The organism is Bradyrhizobium diazoefficiens (assembly GCF_016616235.1).
Classification (GTDB): domain Bacteria; phylum Pseudomonadota; class Alphaproteobacteria; order Rhizobiales; family Xanthobacteraceae; genus Bradyrhizobium; species Bradyrhizobium diazoefficiens_H.
The window spans coordinates 7,146,311-7,164,889 of the sequence record NZ_CP067100.1; the positions used below are offsets into that span (position 1 = coordinate 7,146,311).

Here is an 18,579-nt window from a genome sequence, read left to right on the forward strand (position 1 = left end):
GGCAGGTGACCGGCGACCTCGTCGCCATAGCTTCAGTCCGCCTAGGGCATTTCGACATGACCGACCGACGCCCCCTGCTCCGCGCGCTCTACGATGCCGCCGTTGCCGCCGCCCATCCGAGCACGATTCTGGCGCCGCATTTGCGCCCGGCGCCGAAGGGGCGCGTGATCTGCCTTGCCGCCGGCAAGGGCGCCGGCGCGATGGCCGCCGCCGCGGAGCGGCATTATCTCGACACTTTGGGGCTCGCGCCGGAGCGCCTCGTGGGCATCGCCACCACCCGCCACGGCTATGGCGTGCCGACGCGGCGCATCCGTGTGGTCGAGGCCGGCCATCCCGTGCCTGATGAAGCCGGTCTGAAGGGCGCCGCGGACACGCTCGCGCTCGCAGGCGAAGCCGGCCCCGACGATCTCCTGTTGGTGCTGCTCACGGGCGGCGGTTCGGCGAACTGGATTGCGCCTAGCGACGGCATCAGCTTTGCGCAGAAGCAGGCGGTCAACAAGGCGCTCTTGCGCTCCGGCGCGCCGATCGGCGAGATGAACACGGTCAGGAAGCATCTGTCGCGGATCAAGGGCGGCCGTCTGGCGCGCGCCGGCAGGAACGCCGCCGAGATCGTGACGCTCGCGATCTCCGACGTGCCGCATGACGATCCCTCCGCGATCGCCTCCGGCCCCACCGTGCCCGATCCGACCACGCTAGCGGACGCGCGCGCGATCGTGGCGAAATACAACCTCGCCATCGACGATGCCGTGCGCCGCGCGCTCGACGATCCCGCCAATGAAAGCTGCAAACCCGGCGATGCCGCCTTCGCCCGTGCCTCGTTCGAATTGATCGCGCGTCCCAAACAGTCGCTCGACGCCGCGGTCAAGCTCGCTCGCGAGGCCGGCTACGAGACCATCGATCTCGGCGCCGATCTCGAGGGCGAAGCCCGCGAGGTCGCGGCCGATCACGCCAGGCTGGCGCTTGCGGCCCGCGCGCAAGGCAGGCGCGTTGCGATCCTCTCCGGCGGCGAGCTCACGGTGACCGTCCGCGGCCAGGGGCGCGGCGGTCCCAACCAGGAATACGCACTGGCGCTGGCGTCTCTGTTGAAGGACACGCCGAACATTTCGGCGCTCGCGGGCGACACCGACGGCGCCGATGGCGGCGCCGGCCATCCCACCGACCCCGCCGGCGCGCTGATCGACGCGGCGACGTTCGCGAAGATGAAGGCGCAGGGGCTGCAGCCGCAGGCCTATCTGGACAACAACGACGCGACCACGTTCTTCGAGGCGACCGGGGATCTGCTACAGCCCGGCCCGACGCTGACCAACGTCAACGACATCAGGGTGATTCTCGTCGATTGACCTGGCGCATCGCGGCAGCGCCACTGGCTCGCTGACGGCTTCCCGCGCGAGCATGGTTAACGATGTCTGAGCCGGCGCCCGCCATTCCCGTGGCCGGCGGCGCCGCCCTTAACCTCGCGTTCGCCGCAGTTTCAGGAACATGCCCTGGAACCAGGCAAATTATTGGGCTCATTCACCACCGCCTGTTCTAATCCGCGCTGGTTCGGGGACAGCGCGCATGAAGGGTGATCAGGAGGCCACAGGGATTGACCCGCTCGTGCTCGGCGAGCTGCTGACCTGCGCCGCCAATAATCTGTGGCTCGGGATCATCCTCTTCGACAGCGACCGCAAGGTCATTTTCTGCAATCGGCGCTACACGGAAATGTACGCGCTCGCGCCCGCGCAGGTGCGCCCAGGCACGCCGATCAAGAACCTGATCGAGCATCGGCTCAAACTGGGCCTCAACGTCCGCGGAGACGCCGGCGCCTATGTCCGCGCCCGCACCGAAGGTGCCGTCGCCAGAGAGCAAACCGTCCAGCAATTCGCCGACGGAAGGATCATCGCCTACACCATCCACCCCCTGCCCGACGGCGGCGGCATGGCGACCCACGAAGACATTACCGAACGCGAAGAGCTCAGTGCACGGCTGCAGGAACGCAATCTTCAGTTCGACATCGCGATCAACAACATGTCGCACGGGCTCTGCTTCTTCGACGCGGACCATCGCCTGCTGGTCTGCAACACGCATTACATCGACATGTACGGCCTGCCGCCCGACCGCGTTCGTCCCGGCACACCGCTCTCGGAAATCCTGGACCTGCGGTTCGAGGCCGGCAGCGTGCCGGCGATGACGCGCGAGGAATACGCCAGGTGGCGGACCAATGTCGCGACGTCCGCCGAGCCCTCCGACAGCATCGTCGAGATGCAGAACGGACGCACCTTCAAGATCAGGCACCGGCCGATGCCCGATCTCGGCTGGGTCGCGACCCACGAAGACATCACCGAGCAGCGCAAGGCGGAGCTGCGGATCGCCCATATGGCGCATCACGATGCACTGACGGACCTTGCCAACCGCGTCCTGCTCGGCCAGCGCCTCAAGCAGGCGCTCGACCAGGACCTGATGTTCGCGGTCCATCACATCGACCTCGACAAGTTCAAGGCCGTCAACGACACGCTGGGCCATCAGGCGGGCGACATCCTGCTGCAGGATGTCAGCCGCCGCCTCAGGCTGCTCGCGCGCGACTGCGACACGATCGCGCGCATGGGCGGTGATGAATTCGTGATCCTGCAGACGCCGATTTCCGACCGAAGCGAGGCGGATGCGCTGGCGCGTGACGTCGTCAGCAGACTGAGCGCGCCATTCGGGCTTGACGGACACCAGGCCGTTGCAAGCGCCAGCATCGGGATCGCCATTGCGCCGGGTGACGGGGCGACGCCCGAGCAGCTCCTGCACAATGCCGACCTCGCGCTGTATCGCGCCAAGAGCGACGGCCGCGGCATGTACCGCTTCTTCGAGCCGGCCATGGACGACGAGGCCCAAAGCCGTCGCGCGCTGGAGCAGGATTTGCGCAACGGCCTCGCGGCGGGCGAGTTCGAGCTGCACTACCAGCCGATTGTGAAGACCGACGGCCGCGAGATCACCGGGTTCGAAGCGCTGATCCGCTGGCGACATCCGCGGCGCGGGCTCATCGCGCCCGGCAGCTTCATCCCGCTCGCGGAGGAGATTGGCCTGATCGTGCCGATCGGCGAATGGGTGATCCGGCAGGCCTGCGCCACCGCAAGCCGCTGGCCGAGCCATCTGCACGTCGCGGTCAACATCTCGGCGGTGCAATTCCGCCAGGCGGGCCTCACGGAGGTGGTCGTGGGCGCGCTGGCCGCTTCCGGGCTCGATCCGCAACGGCTGGAGATCGAGATCACGGAAAGCGTCCTGCTACAGGACCGGAACGGCACTCTGGCGACGCTGCACCAGCTCCGCGCGCTCGGCATCCGGATCGCCATGGACGATTTCGGCACCGGCTATTCCTCGCTGACCTATCTGCAGTGCTTCCCTTTCGACAAGATCAAGATCGACCGGTCTTTCGTCAGCGGCGTCGGCAACGATGCGGGATCCCTCAGCATCGTGCGGGCGGTGGCGGCGATGGCGCGCGGGCTGGGCATGACAACCACGGCCGAGGGCGTCGAGACCAACGAGCAGCGCGACCGGATCACGGCGGAGGGCTGCACGGAAATGCAGGGCTATCTGTTCAGCCGTCCGTTGCCCGCAGCAGAGATCGAGCGTCGCTTCCTGTCCGCGGAAGCGCCTCTCAGGCCCGATCGGTTCGCTGCGGCGTAACCGCCGCCGACCCGGGCGGGATCGCAGCTTCGACGGGCCGCCGCCGGAGCGACGAGTCCTTAAGGCGCGATGAGATTAGGATGAATCGCCGTCGCGCTTTAGGCTGTTGTTTGAGCATGATCTTTTCGGAAAACCGCTGCGCACTTGTCTGGATCATGCTCTAAAATTCATTCGCGATCTTCGCGAGCATTGTGATCAGGGCTTCGCGGTTGGCCTGGCCGAGCAGGTCGTTCAGCCGGGCCTCGTGCTTGGTGGCGACGAGCTTCTTTGCCCGCGTCAGCACGGCCTTGCCTTTGTCGGTCAGCACCAGGATATGCGAGCGGCGGTCGTTGGTGGAGCGGATCCGCGCGCAAAGGTCGCGGCTCTCGAGGTTGTCGAGCATGGCCACGAAATTCGGCCTGAGAATGCCGAGCGTGGAGGCGATCTCGGTCTGGTTACGGCCGGGATTCTTCTCGACCAGCAGCAGCACCGAGAACTGCGCCGGCGTCAGCTGGAGCGAGGCCATGCAGCGCAAGAAGTTCTCGAACACCTTGAGCTGCGCCCGTTTCAGCACATAGCCGAGCTGCTCGGAGAGCTCGCCGAGCTGGAGCGCTTCGGCAGACCCCTGCCCCTGCGGCTCGGCGGCATCCTTGCGGCCCTTGCCCGCGTCGGCGGCCTTTTCGGAAGACTTTTCAGCGGTTTTAGAAACGGTCATCGCCTCGTGCTCGTGATCCCGCTAAATTCGGGACGGGTCGTCCGCCCACCCTTGAAGTTATATTCGATAATTGTTATGGACCATATCAAATATCGTCAGCGTTTCAATGGCTGTGAGCGGACCGTCCACCGTAATTGCGGAGACCGGTCCTTAATCTTGAGGGGGAGCGTCCGGTCTTGAATACCACCATCATGCTGTTCCTGGTTCAGGACGGCATCACCAATGGCGCGATCTACGCGCTGCTCGGCCTGGCGCTGGTGCTGGTGTTCGCCGTCACCCGCGTGATCCTGATTCCCCAGGGCGAGTTCGTCACCTATGGCGCGCTGACCTATGCTTCGCTGGCCGCCGGCCAGATGCCGGGCACGGCCAAGCTCGCGCTGGCGCTGGGCATCGGCGCCTTCGGCTTCGACCTGTTCGTGGCGCGCAAGGCGCTGCATGGGCGGCTGATCCTGCGCAGCTTCATCATCAACATCGTGCTGCCGGCCGTCGTGCTGGCGCTGACGATCTATTTCGTCGCGGAGAAGCCACCGGTCGCGGTCTGCATCGCGCTGGCGCTGGTGATCGTGGCGATGATCGGCGTCTATCTCTACCGCATCGCATTCCAGCCGCTAGCGCACACCTCCGTGCTGGTGCTGCTGATTGCCTCGGTCGGCGTCCATCTCGCGCTGCAAGGCCTCGGCCTGTTGTTCTTCGGCGCCGAAGGCCAGCGCGGACCTGCGGTGCTGTCCGGCGCCTTCACCGCCGGCGCACTGCGCTTCACCGGCCAGAGCATCACGGTCTACGCCATCACCATCGCCTTCATCGTCGGTCTCTGGCTATTCTTCGGCCTGACGCTGTACGGCAAGGCGCTGCGCGCCACCGCCGTGAACCGGCTGGGCGCGCGGCTGGCCGGCATTCGCACCACGCTGTCGGGGCAGATCGCGTTCCTGCTGGCATCCGTGATCGGTGCGTTGTCGGGCATCATGATCGTGCCGATCACGACGCTCTACTATGACAGTGGCTTCCTAATCGGCCTGAAGGGTTTCGTCGCCGCCATCATCGGCGGGCTCGTCAGCTATCCCCTCACCGCCGTCGCGGCGCTGGTCGTCGGCATCGTCGAGGCGTTCTCGTCCTTCTATGCCTCCAACTACAAGGAAGTGATCGTCTTCATGCTCTTGATCCCCGTGCTGCTGCTGCGCTCGCTCGCCGCGCCCGCGGTCGAGGAAGAGAAGGACTGAGCGCATGCAGAGCCGGCTTCCTATCCTCGTCTTTGCTCTTCTGATGGCGGCAATCCCGTTCGTACCTGGCATGCCGCCGTTCTGGATCGTGCTGCTCGACAACATCGGCCTTGCTGCCCTCGTCGCGATGGGCCTCGTGCTGCTGACCGGCGTCGGCGGCCTGACCTCGTTCGGTCAGGCGGCCTTCGTCGGCTTCGGCGCCTATACCACCGCAGTGCTGTCGACGGCCTACGGCCTGTCGCCCTGGCTGACGCTGCCGCTGTCGCTCCTGGTCAGCGGATCGCTGGCGGTGCTGCTTGGCCTCGTCACCGTCCGCCTCTCCGGCCATTATCTGCCGCTCGGCACGCTCGCCTGGGGGCTCGGGCTGTTCTATCTGTTCAGCAAACTGGAGTTTCTCGGCCGTAACGACGGCATCTCGGCAATCCCGCCGCTGTCGATCGGCTCGTTCAGGATGCTCTCGCCCGGCTCGATCTATTACGCGATCTGGGTCGCGGTGATCGTCTCGGCGCTGCTGACGATGAACTTGCTCGATTCCCGCACCGGCCGCGCCATCCGCGCGCTCCGGCGTGGCCACGTCGCGGCGGAAGCATTCGGCGTGCACACGCCGCGCGCCAAGCTCCTGGTGTTCATCCATGCCGCCGTGCTCGCCGGTCTCTCCGGCTGGCTCTACGCTCATCTTCAGCGCGCGGTGAACCCGACGCCGTTCGGCGCACAGGCGGGAATCGAATATCTGTTCATCGCGGTGGTCGGCGGCGCCGGCTATGTCTGGGGCGGCGTGCTGGGCGCGGCGATCGTCGTGGTGCTGAAAGAGGTGCTGCAAAGCTATCTGCCGCTGATCCTGCCGGGCTCGGGCCAGGTCGAGACCATCGTGTTCGGCATCATGCTGGTGGCGCTGCTCCAGCTCGCGCCCGGCGGCGTCTGGCCCTGGCTGATCTCGTTCCTGCCTGAGCGGACCCGTGGCAAGAAGCCCGATACCTCGCTGAAGCTGCAACACCGCACCCGCGCGGCTGGCGAGGCCGGCGTGCTGCTCCAGGTCGAGAAGGTGCGAAAACAGTTCGGCGGCGTGGTTGCGGTCAACAACGTCTCCTTCGACGTCCAGGCGCGCGAGATCGTCGCGCTGATCGGACCGAACGGCGCCGGCAAGAGCACGACGTTCAACCTGATCACCGGCGTGCTCTCGGCGACGTCAGGCTCGATCTCGGTGCTCGGCAGGAAAGTCGACAAGGCCCCGCCGCAGGAGATCGTCAAGCTCGGCATCAGCAGGACCTTCCAGCATGTCAAGCTGGTGCCTGATATGACCGTACTGGAGAACGTCGCGATCGGCGCGCATCTGCGCGGCCATTCCGGGCCCCTCTCATCGATGCTGCGGCTCGACCGCGCCGATGAGGCCAAATTGCTTGCGGAAGCCGCGCGCCAGATCGAGCGCGTCGGTCTTGCCGACCAGATGCATCAGCTCGCAGGCTCACTCTCGCTCGGCCAGCAGCGCATCGTCGAGATCGCCCGTGCGCTGTGCGTCGATCCGATGCTGCTGCTGCTCGACGAGCCGGCCGCCGGCCTGCGCCACATGGAGAAGCAGCGCCTCGCAACGCTCTTGCGCGAGCTGCGCGACGGCGGCATGAGCGTGCTGCTGGTCGAGCACGACATGGGCTTCGTGATGAACCTCGCCGACCGCATTGTCGTGCTCGATTTCGGCACCAAGATCGCGGAGGGCACGCCCGCCACGATCAAGACCAATCCCGAAGTGATCAAGGCCTATCTCGGAGTGGCGGCATGAGCGCGCTGTTGTCCGTCACCGACGCGCATGTCGCCTACGGCAAGGTCGAGGCGGTGCGCTCGGTCTCGCTCGAGGTCGGCGCCAACCAGATCGTCACCATCGTCGGCGCCAACGGCGCCGGCAAGACCACGCTGCTGTCGGCCATCATGGGCATTCTGCCGCTGAAGGGCCGCGTCGCCTTTGCCGGGCAGGACCTCGCGCGGCTCGATATCGAGGATCGCGTCGCGATCGGCCTCGGCCTCGTCCCCGAGCACCGCGAATTGTTCGTGACCATGAATGTTGAGGACAATCTCGAGCTGGGCGCCTTCCGCATCGAGCGCAGCAAGGCGAAAGCCTCGATGGAACGGGTCTACACGCTGTTCCCCCGCCTGAAGGAGCGGCGCAAGCAGCTTGCCGGCACGCTCTCCGGCGGCGAGCAGCAGATGCTCGCGATGGGACGCGCGCTGATGGGTGAGCCGAAGCTGTTGATGCTGGACGAACCGAGCCTCGGGCTTGCCCCGATCATCGTCGCCGACATCTTCCGCATCGTCACCGAGCTGCGCACCAGCGGCGTCTCCGTGCTGCTGGTCGAGCAGAACGCGCAGGCCGCGCTGAAGATTGCCGACCAGGCCTATGTGATGGAGCTCGGCGAGTTCGTGCTCAGCGGCAAGGCGAGCGACATCGCCGCGAATGAGCGGGTGGCGGCGAGTTATCTGGGATTTCAGCACGAAGGCGAGAGTGTGCTTTAGGTTTGAGGCGCCTCCTCAAACTCAACTGTCATCGTCCGCGAAGGCGGACGATCCAGTATTCCAGAGACGGCTGTGCTTGAACCGAGATACCGCGGCGTACTGGATGCCCCGCCTTCGCAGGGCATGACACTGGAGAATTAGGTCACCGCCCTCTGCCCTTTCAACGCCGCGACCTCGGCCTCCAGCTCCGCGATGCGCTGGTCCCTTGCCGCCAGCGCAGCCGCCACATCGCCCGCATCGAACTTCTGCGGAATGTGCTGCGGGCAGTTGGTGTCCCACGCTGCGATGTTGAACAGGACCACCTGCTCCGGCCGGGCGCGATAGCCTTTCGGCATCAGGGCCGTCGTCAGCGCCTCGTCGTCCTCGACGACGCGGGCTTCGCCCCAGATCTTCACGCGGCGCCGATGGGCGTAGTCCATCACGAAGATGTAGGCCTTGGGGTTCTCCGACAGGTTTCCCTGCGTGACGAATTGGCGGTTGCCGGCGTAGTCGGTGAAGGCGAGCGTCTGCTTGTCCAGCACCTTGAGAAAGCCCTTCGGCCCGCCGCGGTGCTGGATGTAGGGCTGGCCGTCGGCTGAGGCCGTGGCAAAGTAGAAGCTGTTGGCGTCAGCCAGGAACGCGGCGAGGTTGTCGTCCACCTCGGTGCGCCAGCCGCGCTGCTCGGCCTGGGCATACGCCTCGCGCGAGCCCTTGCGGGCCTGGATCGCCTTCACGGCGGGCGTGAAGGCCACGTCGCTGGCGTAGGTGTGAGCTGCGGTCGTCATCGGAACATCTCCTGAAATTCCGGCGCATCCCCTGCGTCTTCCGTCCGCAAACATGGACTTGCCGGCGGTTAAAACAATCTCGCCGCTTGACACTTCATCGTTGCAATATATGCAATAATATCCATGGACCGCCTCGAAGCTATGCATGTCTTCGTCACCGTCGCCGATCTGCGCGGCTTTGCACCGGCGGCGCGAAAACTGCGGCTGTCGCCGTCAGCGGTGACACGGATGATCGCGGCCTTGGAGGACCATCTCGGGGCCCGGCTGCTGCAGCGGACCACCCGGCAGGTGCGGCTGACTGATGTCGGCACGCGCTATCTCGAGCGCGCCCGGCGCATCCTCGCCGACGTCGAGGAGGCCGACGGCTCGGCGCGGGAGGAGCGCAACCGACCGAGCGGACGGCTCGTGGTGTCGGCGCCGGTCGGTTTTGGTCGGCTCCACGTCGGGCCGGTGATGACGGCCTATCTCAAGCGCTACCCCGAAGTCGCCTGCGAACTCCGGCTGTCGGATCATCTCGTCAATCTGGTGGAAGACGCCGTCGACGCCGCCGTCCGCATCGGCCATCTCGTCGACTCTTCACTCGTCGCGCGCCAGGTCGGCGAGATGCGGCGGATCGTGGTGGCTGCGCCCGGCTATCTCAAGCGCCACGGCGAGCCGAAGACGCCGGAGGCGCTGCTCGACCATCAGACCATCCAGTTCGGCCCGTCCGCCAGCTGGCACTTCATGCAGGACGGCGGCGACATCGAGGTGACGCCGACGCCGCGCTTCACCAGCAACAGCGCCGATGCCGCCCTGCAATATGCCGAGGCCGGCGGCGGCGTCACGCGCGTGCTGGCTTATCAAGCCGCCGAGGGGCTGAGGCGCGGCCGGCTGAAGATCCTGCTGGCCAAATACGAGCAGCCGGCGCTGCCGATCCACATCGTCTACCCGACTTCACGCCTGCTCTCGGCCAAGGTACGCGCGTTCATCGATCTCGTGGTGGAGACGGCGAAGTGGCGGTTTGGGTGATGGTCTCATGTCCCGGACGCGCTGCAGCGTGGAACGTTGCCGCGCAGAGCCGGGACCCAGAAGGCGGCACCGCATCATGTGGACACATGGGCCCCGGCTCTGCAGCGCACCGCTGAAGAAGCGCCGCGCTGCGTCCGGGGCACCAGAGAGCGTCACCCCTTCTTCGGCACAACGCGGAACGTGCCGCTGGCCCGCGCGATCACGACGTCGTCGGCCTTGATCAGGCACTGCGCGAAGCAGATCGTCTTGCCGGTCTTGATCACGTCGCTCTCGATCGCGCACCACTGGCCGATCTCGGCGGAGCCGACGAAATCGACCGAGAGCGAGACCGTCACGAACGACGTGGTCCATTTCGTCACCAGCGCGCAGCTATAGCCCATGGCGTTGTCGGCGAGCGCGGTGATGAGGCCGCCATGGATCAGGCCGCGGCCGTTGGTATGAGGCCTCGCCAGCCGCAGGCCGATAATGACGGCCTTGTCGGTGGTCTTCGCGTAGAGCGGCTCCCAGGGCTCGGTGAGAGGGCTCTTGCGAAGGAGCGGCTCGAAACCGTCGGGGATGTCGGTGCTGGTCATGAATATCTCGCGTTGCTATGTCGCCAGCATTGAACGCGATGTGGATGACAGTTTCACCGCCTACAAAGTTTTAAACGGGGTTTGCGCGGGTGTTTGAAACGAGCGCGGCGCCCGCCTCACAACGATTGTCATCGCCCGCGAAGGCGGGCGATCCAGTACTCCGAGACGGTCGTGGTTCAATCGATGGGCCGCGGCGTACTGGATGCCCCGCCTTCGCGGGGCATGACATCTGTGCCTAAAACGGCAGTCCCACGTAATTCTCCGACAGCGACGTCATCGCGGCTTGCGACTGGGTGACGTAGTCGAGCTCGGCGAGCTGGATGCGTGCGCCGATGGTGCCGGTGTCGGGGAATTTGTGCAGCATCGAGGTCATCCACCAGGAGAAGCGCACGGCCTTCCAGACCCGTGCCAGCGCCGTGGCCGAATAGGCGTCGATGCCCGCACTGGATTTCTCGTCGTAGAACTCACGCAGCGCGCTCGACAAATAATGCGCATCGCTAGCGGCGAGGTTCAGGCCCTTGGCGCCGGTCGGCGGCACGATGTGGGCGGCATCGCCGCACAGGAACAGCCTGCCGAAGCGCATCGGCTCGGCGACGAAGCTGCGCAACGGCGCGATGCTCTTCTCGATCGAAGGACCGGTGACGAGGCTGTCGGCCGCCTCCTGGTCGAGGCGGCGCTTCAGTTCGTCCCAGAAACGGTCGTCCGGCCACTTGTCGATATGGTCGTCGAGCGGGCACTGCACATAATACCGGCTGCGCTTCATCGAGCGCATGGTGCAGAGCGCAAAGCCGCGGGCGTGGTTGGAATAGATCAGCTCATGACTGACCGGCGGCGTCTCGGACAAAATGCCGAGCCAGCCGAACGGATAGACCCGCTCGAACTCCTCGATCGCCGAGGCCGGCACGCTGGCGCGGCTGACGCCATGGAAACCGTCGCAGCCGGCGATGAAATCGCAATCCAGCGTATGGGTGACGCCGTCCTTGCTGTAGGTTACGCGGGGGTGACTGCCGTCGAAATCATGCGGCTGCACATCCTTCGCCTCATAGACCGTGGTCAGGCCGGCGGCTTTGCGCGCATGCATCAGGTCGAGCGTGACCTCGGTTTGGCCGTAGATCATGACCGTTTTGCCGGTCGCGCCCTTCATATCGATGCGATGGCGGCGGCCGGAAAAGGCCAGCTCAATGCCCTCATGCACCAAGCCCTCGGCATGTGCCCGTGCGCCGGCACCGATCTGGTCGAGCAGTCCGACGGTTCCCTCCTCCAGCAGGCCGGCGCGGATGCGAGCCAGCACGTAATCGGGGCTCTGCCGCTCCAGGATGACGTTGTCGATCCCGTAGGTGTGCAGAAGTTGCCCTAGCAACAATCCGGCCGGCCCGGCCCCGATGATTGCGACTTTTGTCCGCAATACTTGCTCCTCTCGATCCTGTAGGCTTTCGTCGCGGCGCTTGTCGCGTTGATCCGCAGACGATAATTATATCATATAACGGTCTGGCAAAAAGGGACTGCTGGTCGCGCTGGCGGCGACAAATCCATGCAACATGGCTGACGTAGATGACGCGACAAGCTACGCGTCAGTTCCGGCTTGAACACGCCGGCCATCTAGATAACATGTTAACTAACGAGACAGGGCCAACGAAGCCCACCGTCGAAAAGAGGGAGAGACGCGTGATGAGACAAGCCTGTCTGGCTTTGCTGCTGGCAGCAAGCGTGACGCCTGCGTACGCGCAGGACAAGACCTTCGACCTGAAGGTCTCGCACTGGGTGCCGGCGTCGCACCCATTGCAAAAGTCTCTCGAAGACTGGGTGACCGCGGTGAACAAGGATTCCGGCGGCACCATCACGGGCAAGGTGTTTCCGGCCCAGCAGCTCGGCAAGGCGTTCGATCATTACGACATGGCGCGCGACGGCATTGCCGACGTCACCTATGTCAATCCCGGCTACCAGCCCGGCCGCTTCCCGATCGTCGGCGCCGGCGAACTGCCGTTCCTGATCTCGGATGCCAAGGGCGGCTCGATGGGGCTGGACGCCTGGTATCGCAAATATGCCGAGAAGGAGATGAAGGACGTCAAATACTGTCTCGCCTTCGTCCACTCGCCCTCCTCCTTCCACTCCCGCACCAAGAAGATCGTGATGCCGGAGGACGTGAAGGGCCTCAAGATCCGCCCGGCGCACGCCACCATGGCGAATTTCGTCACCTCGCTCGGCGGCACCAATGTGCAGTCGTCTGCGCCCGAAGTGCGCGACATCATCGAGCGCGGCGTCGCCGACGGCGTCACCTTCCCCTGGGGCTCGCTGGTGCTGTTCGGCATCGACAAGGTGACCAAGTACGACATGGAGGCGCCGCTCTACACCACGACGTTCGTGTTCGTCATGAACAAGGACAAGTACAATGCGATGTCCGACAAGCAGAAGGCCGCGATCGACAAGAACTGCTCGACGGAAATGGCCGGAATCGTCGGCGAGCACTGGGGCAAGTTCGAGGACGCCGGCATCGACAAGGTGAAGGCCGAGTCCGATCACGAGGTCTACAAGCTGACGGGCGAGCAGACCGCCGCCTGGAAGAAGGCGGCCGAGCCGCTGGTGAAGACCTGGAGTGACGGTGCCAAGAAGGCCGGCGCCGATCCGGACGCCGCGCTGGCGGATTTGAAGGCGTCGCTGAAGAAATACAACGCGCTGGCGGAGTAGCCTCAGCAGTGGCCGCGCACTCGCTGTACCTCTCCCGCTTGCGGGAGAGGTCGATCGCGAAGCGATCGGGTGAGGGCTCTCTCCTCTTGGGGGTTCTCGATTGTGGAAGCACCCTCTCCCCGACCCTTCCCCGCAAGCGGGGGAGGGAGCGCACCTTCCTCGCGGACATTGCTCAACCCAGCTTCGCTGGATTTTGATTAGGACTCCTCTCCCATGAAGCGCGCCTGGATGGACCGCATCATCGACACGATCGAATGGATCGCGGCGGGCTTCGTCGGCATCGTCGCGCTCGACATCTTCCTATCGGTGCTGCTGCGCAACACGCTGAACTATTCGATCCCCGACAGTTTCGACATCGGCCGCATGCTGCTCGGCATCCTGATCTTCTGGGGCATCGCCGCGACCTCGTATCGCGGCACCCACATCACGGTCGACCTCGTCTGGGGCAATGTCGGGCCGCGCTACCAGCGCTGGATCGACGTGTTCGCAACGCTGGTGCTGCTGTTCGTCGTCACCGTGCAGACCTGGACGTTGTTCGACAAGGTGCGCGGCACCTACAACGACAATGTCCAGACCTTCGACATGCACATGCCGACCTGGCCGTTCTTCGCGGTTGCCTGGATCGGCGACGTCTCGGCCGTGCTGCTGATCGCGATCCGCACCTACCGGCTGATCTTCCATCCCGAAGACATGCACGATCCCAAATTGAAGGCGACGGAGTGATCATGAGCACCGATGCCGTCGCCTTAATCGGCTTCGTTTCCTTATTCGTCTTGATGCTGCTGCGCGTGCCGGTCGGCATGGCCATGGGCCTCGTCGGCGTGTCCGGCTTCGCCTATCTCGTCAACGGGACGGCGGCGCTGAAGCTGGTCGGCCAGACCTCGATGCGTACGGTCACCGACTACACCTTCGGCGTGATCCCGATGTTCCTGCTGATGGGCTCCTTCGTCAGCCATTCCGGCATGAGCCGCGAGCTATTCCGCGCCGCCAACGGCTTTGTCGGGCATTTGCGCGGAGGGCTCGGCATAGCTACCGTCGGCGCCTGCGGCGGCTTTGCCGCGATCTGCGGCTCTTCCGTCGCGACCGCCGCGACCTTCTCCGCGGTCGCCTATCCCGAGATGCGCCGCTTCGGCTATCCGCAGTCGTTCGCGACCGGCGTGATCGCGGCCGGCGGCACGCTGGGCGCGATGCTGCCGCCCTCCACCGTGCTTGCGGTCTACGGCATCATCACCGAGCAGGACATCGGCAAGCTCTTCATCGCCGGCATCATCCCGGGCCTGCTGGCGATGAGCATGTACATGATCACGATCTTCCTGATCGGCTATTTCCGCCCCGACTTCCTGCCCAAGGGCAAGGTGCTGCCGTGGCGCGAGCGCTTTGCCGGATTGAAGGAGATTTGGGCGCCGGTGCTGCTGTTCGTGTTCGTGATCGGCGGCCTCTACGGCCTGCCCTTCCTGCCGCGCTTCACCCCGACCGAAGCCGGCGGCGTCGGCGCCGCCGGCGCGTTCATCATCGGCGTCGTCACCGGGCGGCTCGATCGCGAAAAGGTGCTGGCGTCGCTGCTGCAGGCGACGCGCACTGCGGCTGCGGTGTTCACCGTGCTGATCGGCGCACTGATCTTCGGCTATTTCCTCACGGTGACGCAGACGCCGCAGAAGGTGACGGAATTTTTGACCGGTCTCGGCCTCGGCCCCTACGGCGTGCTGGCGCTGATCATGGTGATGTATCTCGTGCTCGGCTGCCTGATGGACGCCATGGCGATGATCATCCTGACCGTGCCGATCATCTTCCCCGTCATCACGCATCTCGGCTTCGACCCGATCTGGTTCGGCGTCATCATCGTGATGACGGTCGAGCTCGGCCTGATCCACCCGCCTGTGGGCATGAACGTCTTCGTCATCAAGAGTGTGGTGAAGGACGTCTCCTTCTCCACCATCTTCAAGGGCGTGATCCCGTTCGTGGCGACCGACCTCGTGCGCCTCATCATCCTGATCGCCTTCCCGCTGCTGGCGACCTGGCTGCCGACACGGATGATGGCGCATTGAGAGGTGAAGCGATGACCACACCTGCCCTCGAAACCAAATACGTCCTCACCATCACCGCCCGCATCGGCGACGTCATCACCGCCGGCGAGACCGGCATCGGCGTTCGCCGCATCATTCCGATCATCGGCGGCGAGGTGATGGGCGCGATCACCGGAAAAGTGCTGCCGTTCGGCGCCGACTTCCAGACCATACGTCCCAACGAGCTGATCGATCTCGAAGCCAGATACGCCTTCGAAACCGACGACGGCGCGACCGTCTATGTCGAGAACAAGGGCATGCGCTTCGGCCCCGTGGAGCTCTTGCACAAGCTCAAGCGCGGCGAGCCGGTCAATCCGAAGCTGATCTATTTCCGCACCGTCCCGAAATTCGAGACGGGGCACGGGAAGTACCGCTGGCTGATGGAGCACATTTTCATCGGTTCGGCGGCGCGGCATGCCGATCGCGTGGTGATCGACGTGCATCAGGTGATGTGAGGCCGACATAGGCACAGCGAACCTCATGGTCGTGCCTGCGAACGCCGGGGCCCATACCGCGGAATCTACCGATTGCCGAGGGTCGGAGTACCGAACGATGCGTCTTCGCCAAACCACAGCCTGGGGTTATGGATTCCTGCGTTCGCCGGGACGACATCGAATTTGGAGAGCCGCCTTGCCCACCCGGCTGGCGCCTACCCCCATCTTGACTCCCCCAGAATTCGTTATACAACATAACTATTCTGACAAGGACGCAAATGACACAGGGAAACGCCGAGACCGCTGACGCCGGCGCCGCCGGGCTTTTGAGAATCGAGCGCGCCGACCGGGTTCTGACCGTGGGTCTGAACCGGCCGGCCAAGCGCAATGCGCTCAACGACGGCATCATCCTGGAAATCGGCGAATGTTTCGCGTCCCTCCCCGAGGACATCGGCGCGGTCGTCATCCACGGCATCGGCGATCATTTCTCCTCCGGGCTCGATCTCTCCGAACTCCAGGACCACGACGCCACCGGCGGCCTTCTGCACTCGCAAATGTGGCACCGCGTGTTCGACCGCATCCAGTACAGCCGCGTGCCCGTGATCGCCGCACTGAAGGGCGCCGTGATCGGCGGCGGGCTGGAACTCGCCTGCGCCGCGCATATCCGCGTCGCCGAGCCATCGACCTATTTCGCGCTGCCGGAGGGGCAGCGCGGCATCTTCGTCGGCGGCGGCGGCTCGGTGCGGCTGCCGCGGCTGATCGGCGTCGCACGCATGATGGACATGATGCTGACGGGCCGCGTCTATAGCGCAACCGAAGGCGCCTCGTACGGCTTTGCGCAATATCTGACGGAGGCCAGCAACGGGCTCGGCAAGGCGCTGGAGCTTGCCACCAAGATCGCCTCCAACGCGCCGCTGACGAATTTCGCCGTGCTCCAGGCGCTGCCGATGATCGCGGAGGCCAATCCGCAGACCGGCCTGCTGATGGAGTCGCTGATGGCCACGGTCGCGCAGAGCGACAAGGAGGCCAAGCGCAGGATCCGCGAATTCCTCGAGCACAAGACCGCCAAGGTAAAGCCGAAGCCATGAGCGCGCAGCCGTCCTCTTCTTCCAGCATGGAGCGCGGCGCGAGCACTTTCCCGCTGCGGCCCATCTCGTTCGGCGACCCCGTGGTCAAGATCGAGCGGCGCGACGACGGCACGATTTACCTCAGGCCAAAACAGCCGCTGGGCGATTATCCCGCCCGCATCACCGACCGCCTGCACCACTGGGCGGCGACGACGCCGGACCGCGTCTTCATGGCCGAGCGCGACGGCGGCCGCGACTGGCGCAAGATCACCTATGCCGAGCTGCTCACCGCGAGCCGGCACATTGCCTCCGCACTGATCCACCGCGGCCTGTCGGCGGAGCGGCCGGTCGTGATCCTCTCCGGCAATTCGATCGACCACGCGTTGCTCGCCTTCGGCGCGTTCTATGCCGGCGTTCCGTTCTGCCCGGTGTCGCCGGCCTATTCGCTGGTGTCGAAGGATTACAGCAAGCTGTCTTATCTGATGAAGCTGCTGACGCCCGGCCTCGTCTTCGCCGAGGACGCCGGCAAGTTCGCAGACGCGCTCGCCGCCAACGTGTCGCTCGGCACCGAGATCGCCGCGTCCTATGGCAGCGTCCCGGGACGCGACGTCACCTTGCTCGCCGACCTCATGGCGGCGCCGATCCGCGGCGATCTCGACGCGGTGCACGGCAGGATCGGTCCTGATACCATCGCAAAATTCCTGCTGACGTCGGGCTCGACCGGCAATCCCAAGGCGGTCATCAACACCCAGCGCATGCTCTGCGCCAACCAGGTCATGCTGCGCGAGACGCTCGCCTTCCTCAAGGACGAGCCGCCGGTCATCGTCGACTGGCTGCCGTGGAATCACACCTTTGGCGGCAACCACAATATCGGGCTGACGCTCTACAATGGCGGCTCGATGTATCTGGACGCCGGCAAGCCGGTGCCCGGCGGCATCGAGGAGACCGTGCGCAATCTCCAGGAGATTTCGCCGACGGTCTATTTCAACGTGCCCAAGGGCTATGAATCGCTGCTGCCCTATTTGCGTGACGACCAGGGCCTGCGCGCAAGGTTCTTCGACCGCCTGCACGCGATGTTCTTCTCGGGCGCGGCGCTCTCGCCGTTCGTCTGGAACAGCCTCGACGAGCTTGCGGTGAAGGAAAAAGGCTATCGCGTGCCGATGCTGACCGGTCTTGGCGCAACCGAGACCGCGCCGTTCTTCATGTCGGTCAATCCGCGCACCAGCCGTTCCGGCCATGTCGGGCTTCCGGTCTCGGGCAACGATGCCAAGCTGGTGCCGAATAACGGCAAGCTGGAGGTGCGCTGCAAGGGGCCGAACGTGATGCCGGGCTACTGGCGCCAGGGCGACATCACCGCAAAATCCTTTGACGAAGAAGGTTTCTACAAGCTCGGCGATGCCCTCAAGCCGGTCGACCCCGACGATCTCAACGCCGGCTTCGACTTCGACGGCCGCATCGGTGAGGATTTCAAGCTCGCCAGCGGCACCTGGGTCAGCGTCGGCCCGCTGCGTGCGCGCCTCATAGCGGCCTGCGCGCCGCTGGTGCGCGACGTCGTCATCGCCGGCATCAACCGCGACGAGATCTCCGCGCTGGTCGTGCTCGACCTCGACGGCTGCCGGTTGGTCAACCCGACGCTGCCGGCCGACGATCTCGTCGTCGCGACGCGCGACCGCCTGGTGCGCGAGGCGTTCCGCGAGCGTCTGACCCGCTTTCTCAGCCAAGCCACGGGATCCTCGACCCGGATCACGCGCGCGATCCTGCTGGATACGCCGCTCTCGATCGACAAGGGCGAGGTCACCGACAAGGGCTCGATCAACCAGCGCGCGGTGCTGGAGCATCGCAACGAGTTGATCGAGGAGCTCTACGCTGCCCATCCATCGGACCGTGTGATATCGGTCGGCTAGAAAATCATCGTCACAGGA

Annotated in this window: 16 protein-coding genes; 12 read left to right on the forward strand and 4 right to left on the reverse strand. The window is 65.1% G+C overall.

Annotation, left to right across the window (positions count from 1 at the left end; translation table 11 throughout):
• The first annotated feature begins 56 nt into the window (after positions 1-56).
• Together JJB99_RS33630 and JJB99_RS33635 are read left to right on the forward strand one after the other, a co-directional pair.
• On the forward strand, positions 57-1,340 hold the full coding sequence (locus JJB99_RS33630; RefSeq protein ID WP_200496393.1) for a glycerate kinase type-2 family protein: 1,284 nt from the start codon (positions 57-59) through the stop codon (positions 1,338-1,340).
• 217 nt (positions 1,341-1,557) lie between these two features.
• Positions 1,558-3,651 (forward strand): putative bifunctional diguanylate cyclase/phosphodiesterase, encoded by a 2,094-nt coding sequence (locus JJB99_RS33635; protein ID WP_200496394.1) that lies wholly within the window; start codon positions 1,558-1,560, stop codon positions 3,649-3,651.
• Positions 3,652-3,811: 160 nt separating this feature from the next.
• Here JJB99_RS33635 and JJB99_RS33640 read toward each other — a convergent pair whose 3' ends face one another.
• Positions 3,812-4,345, reverse strand: a complete 534-nt coding sequence (locus tag JJB99_RS33640) for a MarR family winged helix-turn-helix transcriptional regulator (protein WP_200496395.1) — start codon at positions 4,343-4,345, stop codon at positions 3,812-3,814.
• A gap of 176 nt (positions 4,346-4,521) precedes the next feature.
• Between JJB99_RS33640 and JJB99_RS33645 the strand changes: the two genes are divergently transcribed.
• Genes JJB99_RS33645 through JJB99_RS33655 form a run of 3 tightly spaced genes read left to right on the forward strand, consistent with a single transcriptional unit; the run spans position 4,522 to position 8,064 of the window.
• Entirely contained in the window at positions 4,522-5,562 is a 1,041-nt protein-coding gene (locus JJB99_RS33645) for a branched-chain amino acid ABC transporter permease (protein WP_200496396.1), read from the forward strand.
• A 4-nt stretch (positions 5,563-5,566) separates the two neighbouring features.
• A complete protein-coding gene (locus tag JJB99_RS33650; protein ID WP_200496397.1) occupies positions 5,567-7,336 on the forward strand; it encodes a branched-chain amino acid ABC transporter ATP-binding protein/permease in 1,770 nt (589 codons plus the stop codon).
• Positions 7,333-8,064, forward strand: coding sequence for an ABC transporter ATP-binding protein (locus tag JJB99_RS33655; protein ID WP_200496398.1), 732 nt, complete (start codon positions 7,333-7,335; stop codon positions 8,062-8,064). The genes JJB99_RS33650 and JJB99_RS33655 overlap by 4 nt, the downstream gene beginning before the upstream one ends.
• Positions 8,065-8,201: 137 nt before the next feature.
• Here JJB99_RS33655 and JJB99_RS33660 read toward each other — a convergent pair whose 3' ends face one another.
• Positions 8,202-8,828 (reverse strand): pyridoxamine 5'-phosphate oxidase family protein, encoded by a 627-nt coding sequence (locus JJB99_RS33660; RefSeq protein ID WP_200496399.1) that lies wholly within the window; start codon positions 8,826-8,828, stop codon positions 8,202-8,204.
• A 123-nt stretch (positions 8,829-8,951) separates the two neighbouring features.
• Here JJB99_RS33660 and JJB99_RS33665 point away from each other — a divergent pair, with 123 nt between their 5' ends.
• On the forward strand, positions 8,952-9,836 hold the full coding sequence (locus JJB99_RS33665) for a LysR family transcriptional regulator (protein WP_200496400.1): 885 nt from the start codon (positions 8,952-8,954) through the stop codon (positions 9,834-9,836).
• 152 nt (positions 9,837-9,988) lie between these two features.
• Here the strand turns inward: JJB99_RS33665 and JJB99_RS33670 are convergent, their stop codons facing one another.
• Both JJB99_RS33670 and pobA read right to left on the reverse strand, forming a co-directional pair.
• Positions 9,989-10,408, reverse strand: coding sequence for a PaaI family thioesterase (locus JJB99_RS33670; protein ID WP_200496401.1), 420 nt, complete (start codon positions 10,406-10,408; stop codon positions 9,989-9,991).
• Positions 10,409-10,643: 235 nt separating this feature from the next.
• A complete protein-coding gene (gene pobA / locus JJB99_RS33675) occupies positions 10,644-11,813 on the reverse strand; it encodes a 4-hydroxybenzoate 3-monooxygenase (RefSeq protein ID WP_200496402.1) in 1,170 nt (389 codons plus the stop codon).
• A 263-nt stretch (positions 11,814-12,076) separates the two neighbouring features.
• On the opposite strand from pobA, the gene JJB99_RS33680 reads away from it, so the two are divergent.
• The 6 genes from JJB99_RS33680 (at position 12,077) to JJB99_RS33705 (ending at position 18,561) form a co-directional block, all read left to right on the forward strand.
• On the forward strand, positions 12,077-13,093 hold the full coding sequence (locus JJB99_RS33680) for a TRAP transporter substrate-binding protein (RefSeq protein ID WP_200500420.1): 1,017 nt from the start codon (positions 12,077-12,079) through the stop codon (positions 13,091-13,093).
• 213 nt (positions 13,094-13,306) lie between these two features.
• Positions 13,307-13,816 carry a TRAP transporter small permease gene (locus JJB99_RS33685; protein ID WP_200496403.1) on the forward strand — a complete coding sequence of 170 codons (510 nt, stop codon included), beginning with the start codon at positions 13,307-13,309 and terminating at the stop codon, positions 13,814-13,816.
• A 2-nt stretch (positions 13,817-13,818) separates the two neighbouring features.
• On the forward strand, positions 13,819-15,138 hold the full coding sequence (locus tag JJB99_RS33690) for a TRAP transporter large permease (protein ID WP_200496404.1): 1,320 nt from the start codon (positions 13,819-13,821) through the stop codon (positions 15,136-15,138).
• A gap of 11 nt (positions 15,139-15,149) precedes the next feature.
• Entirely contained in the window at positions 15,150-15,611 is a 462-nt protein-coding gene (locus JJB99_RS33695; protein ID WP_200496405.1) for a DUF3237 domain-containing protein, read from the forward strand.
• Between the two features lie 257 nt (positions 15,612-15,868).
• Positions 15,869-16,678: a crotonase/enoyl-CoA hydratase family protein gene (locus JJB99_RS33700; RefSeq protein WP_200496406.1), complete on the forward strand. Its 810-nt coding sequence runs from the start codon at positions 15,869-15,871 to the stop codon at positions 16,676-16,678.
• Entirely contained in the window at positions 16,675-18,561 is a 1,887-nt protein-coding gene (locus tag JJB99_RS33705; RefSeq protein WP_200496407.1) for a feruloyl-CoA synthase, read from the forward strand. The genes JJB99_RS33700 and JJB99_RS33705 overlap by 4 nt, the downstream gene beginning before the upstream one ends.
• Positions 18,562-18,579: the final 18 nt, after the last annotated feature.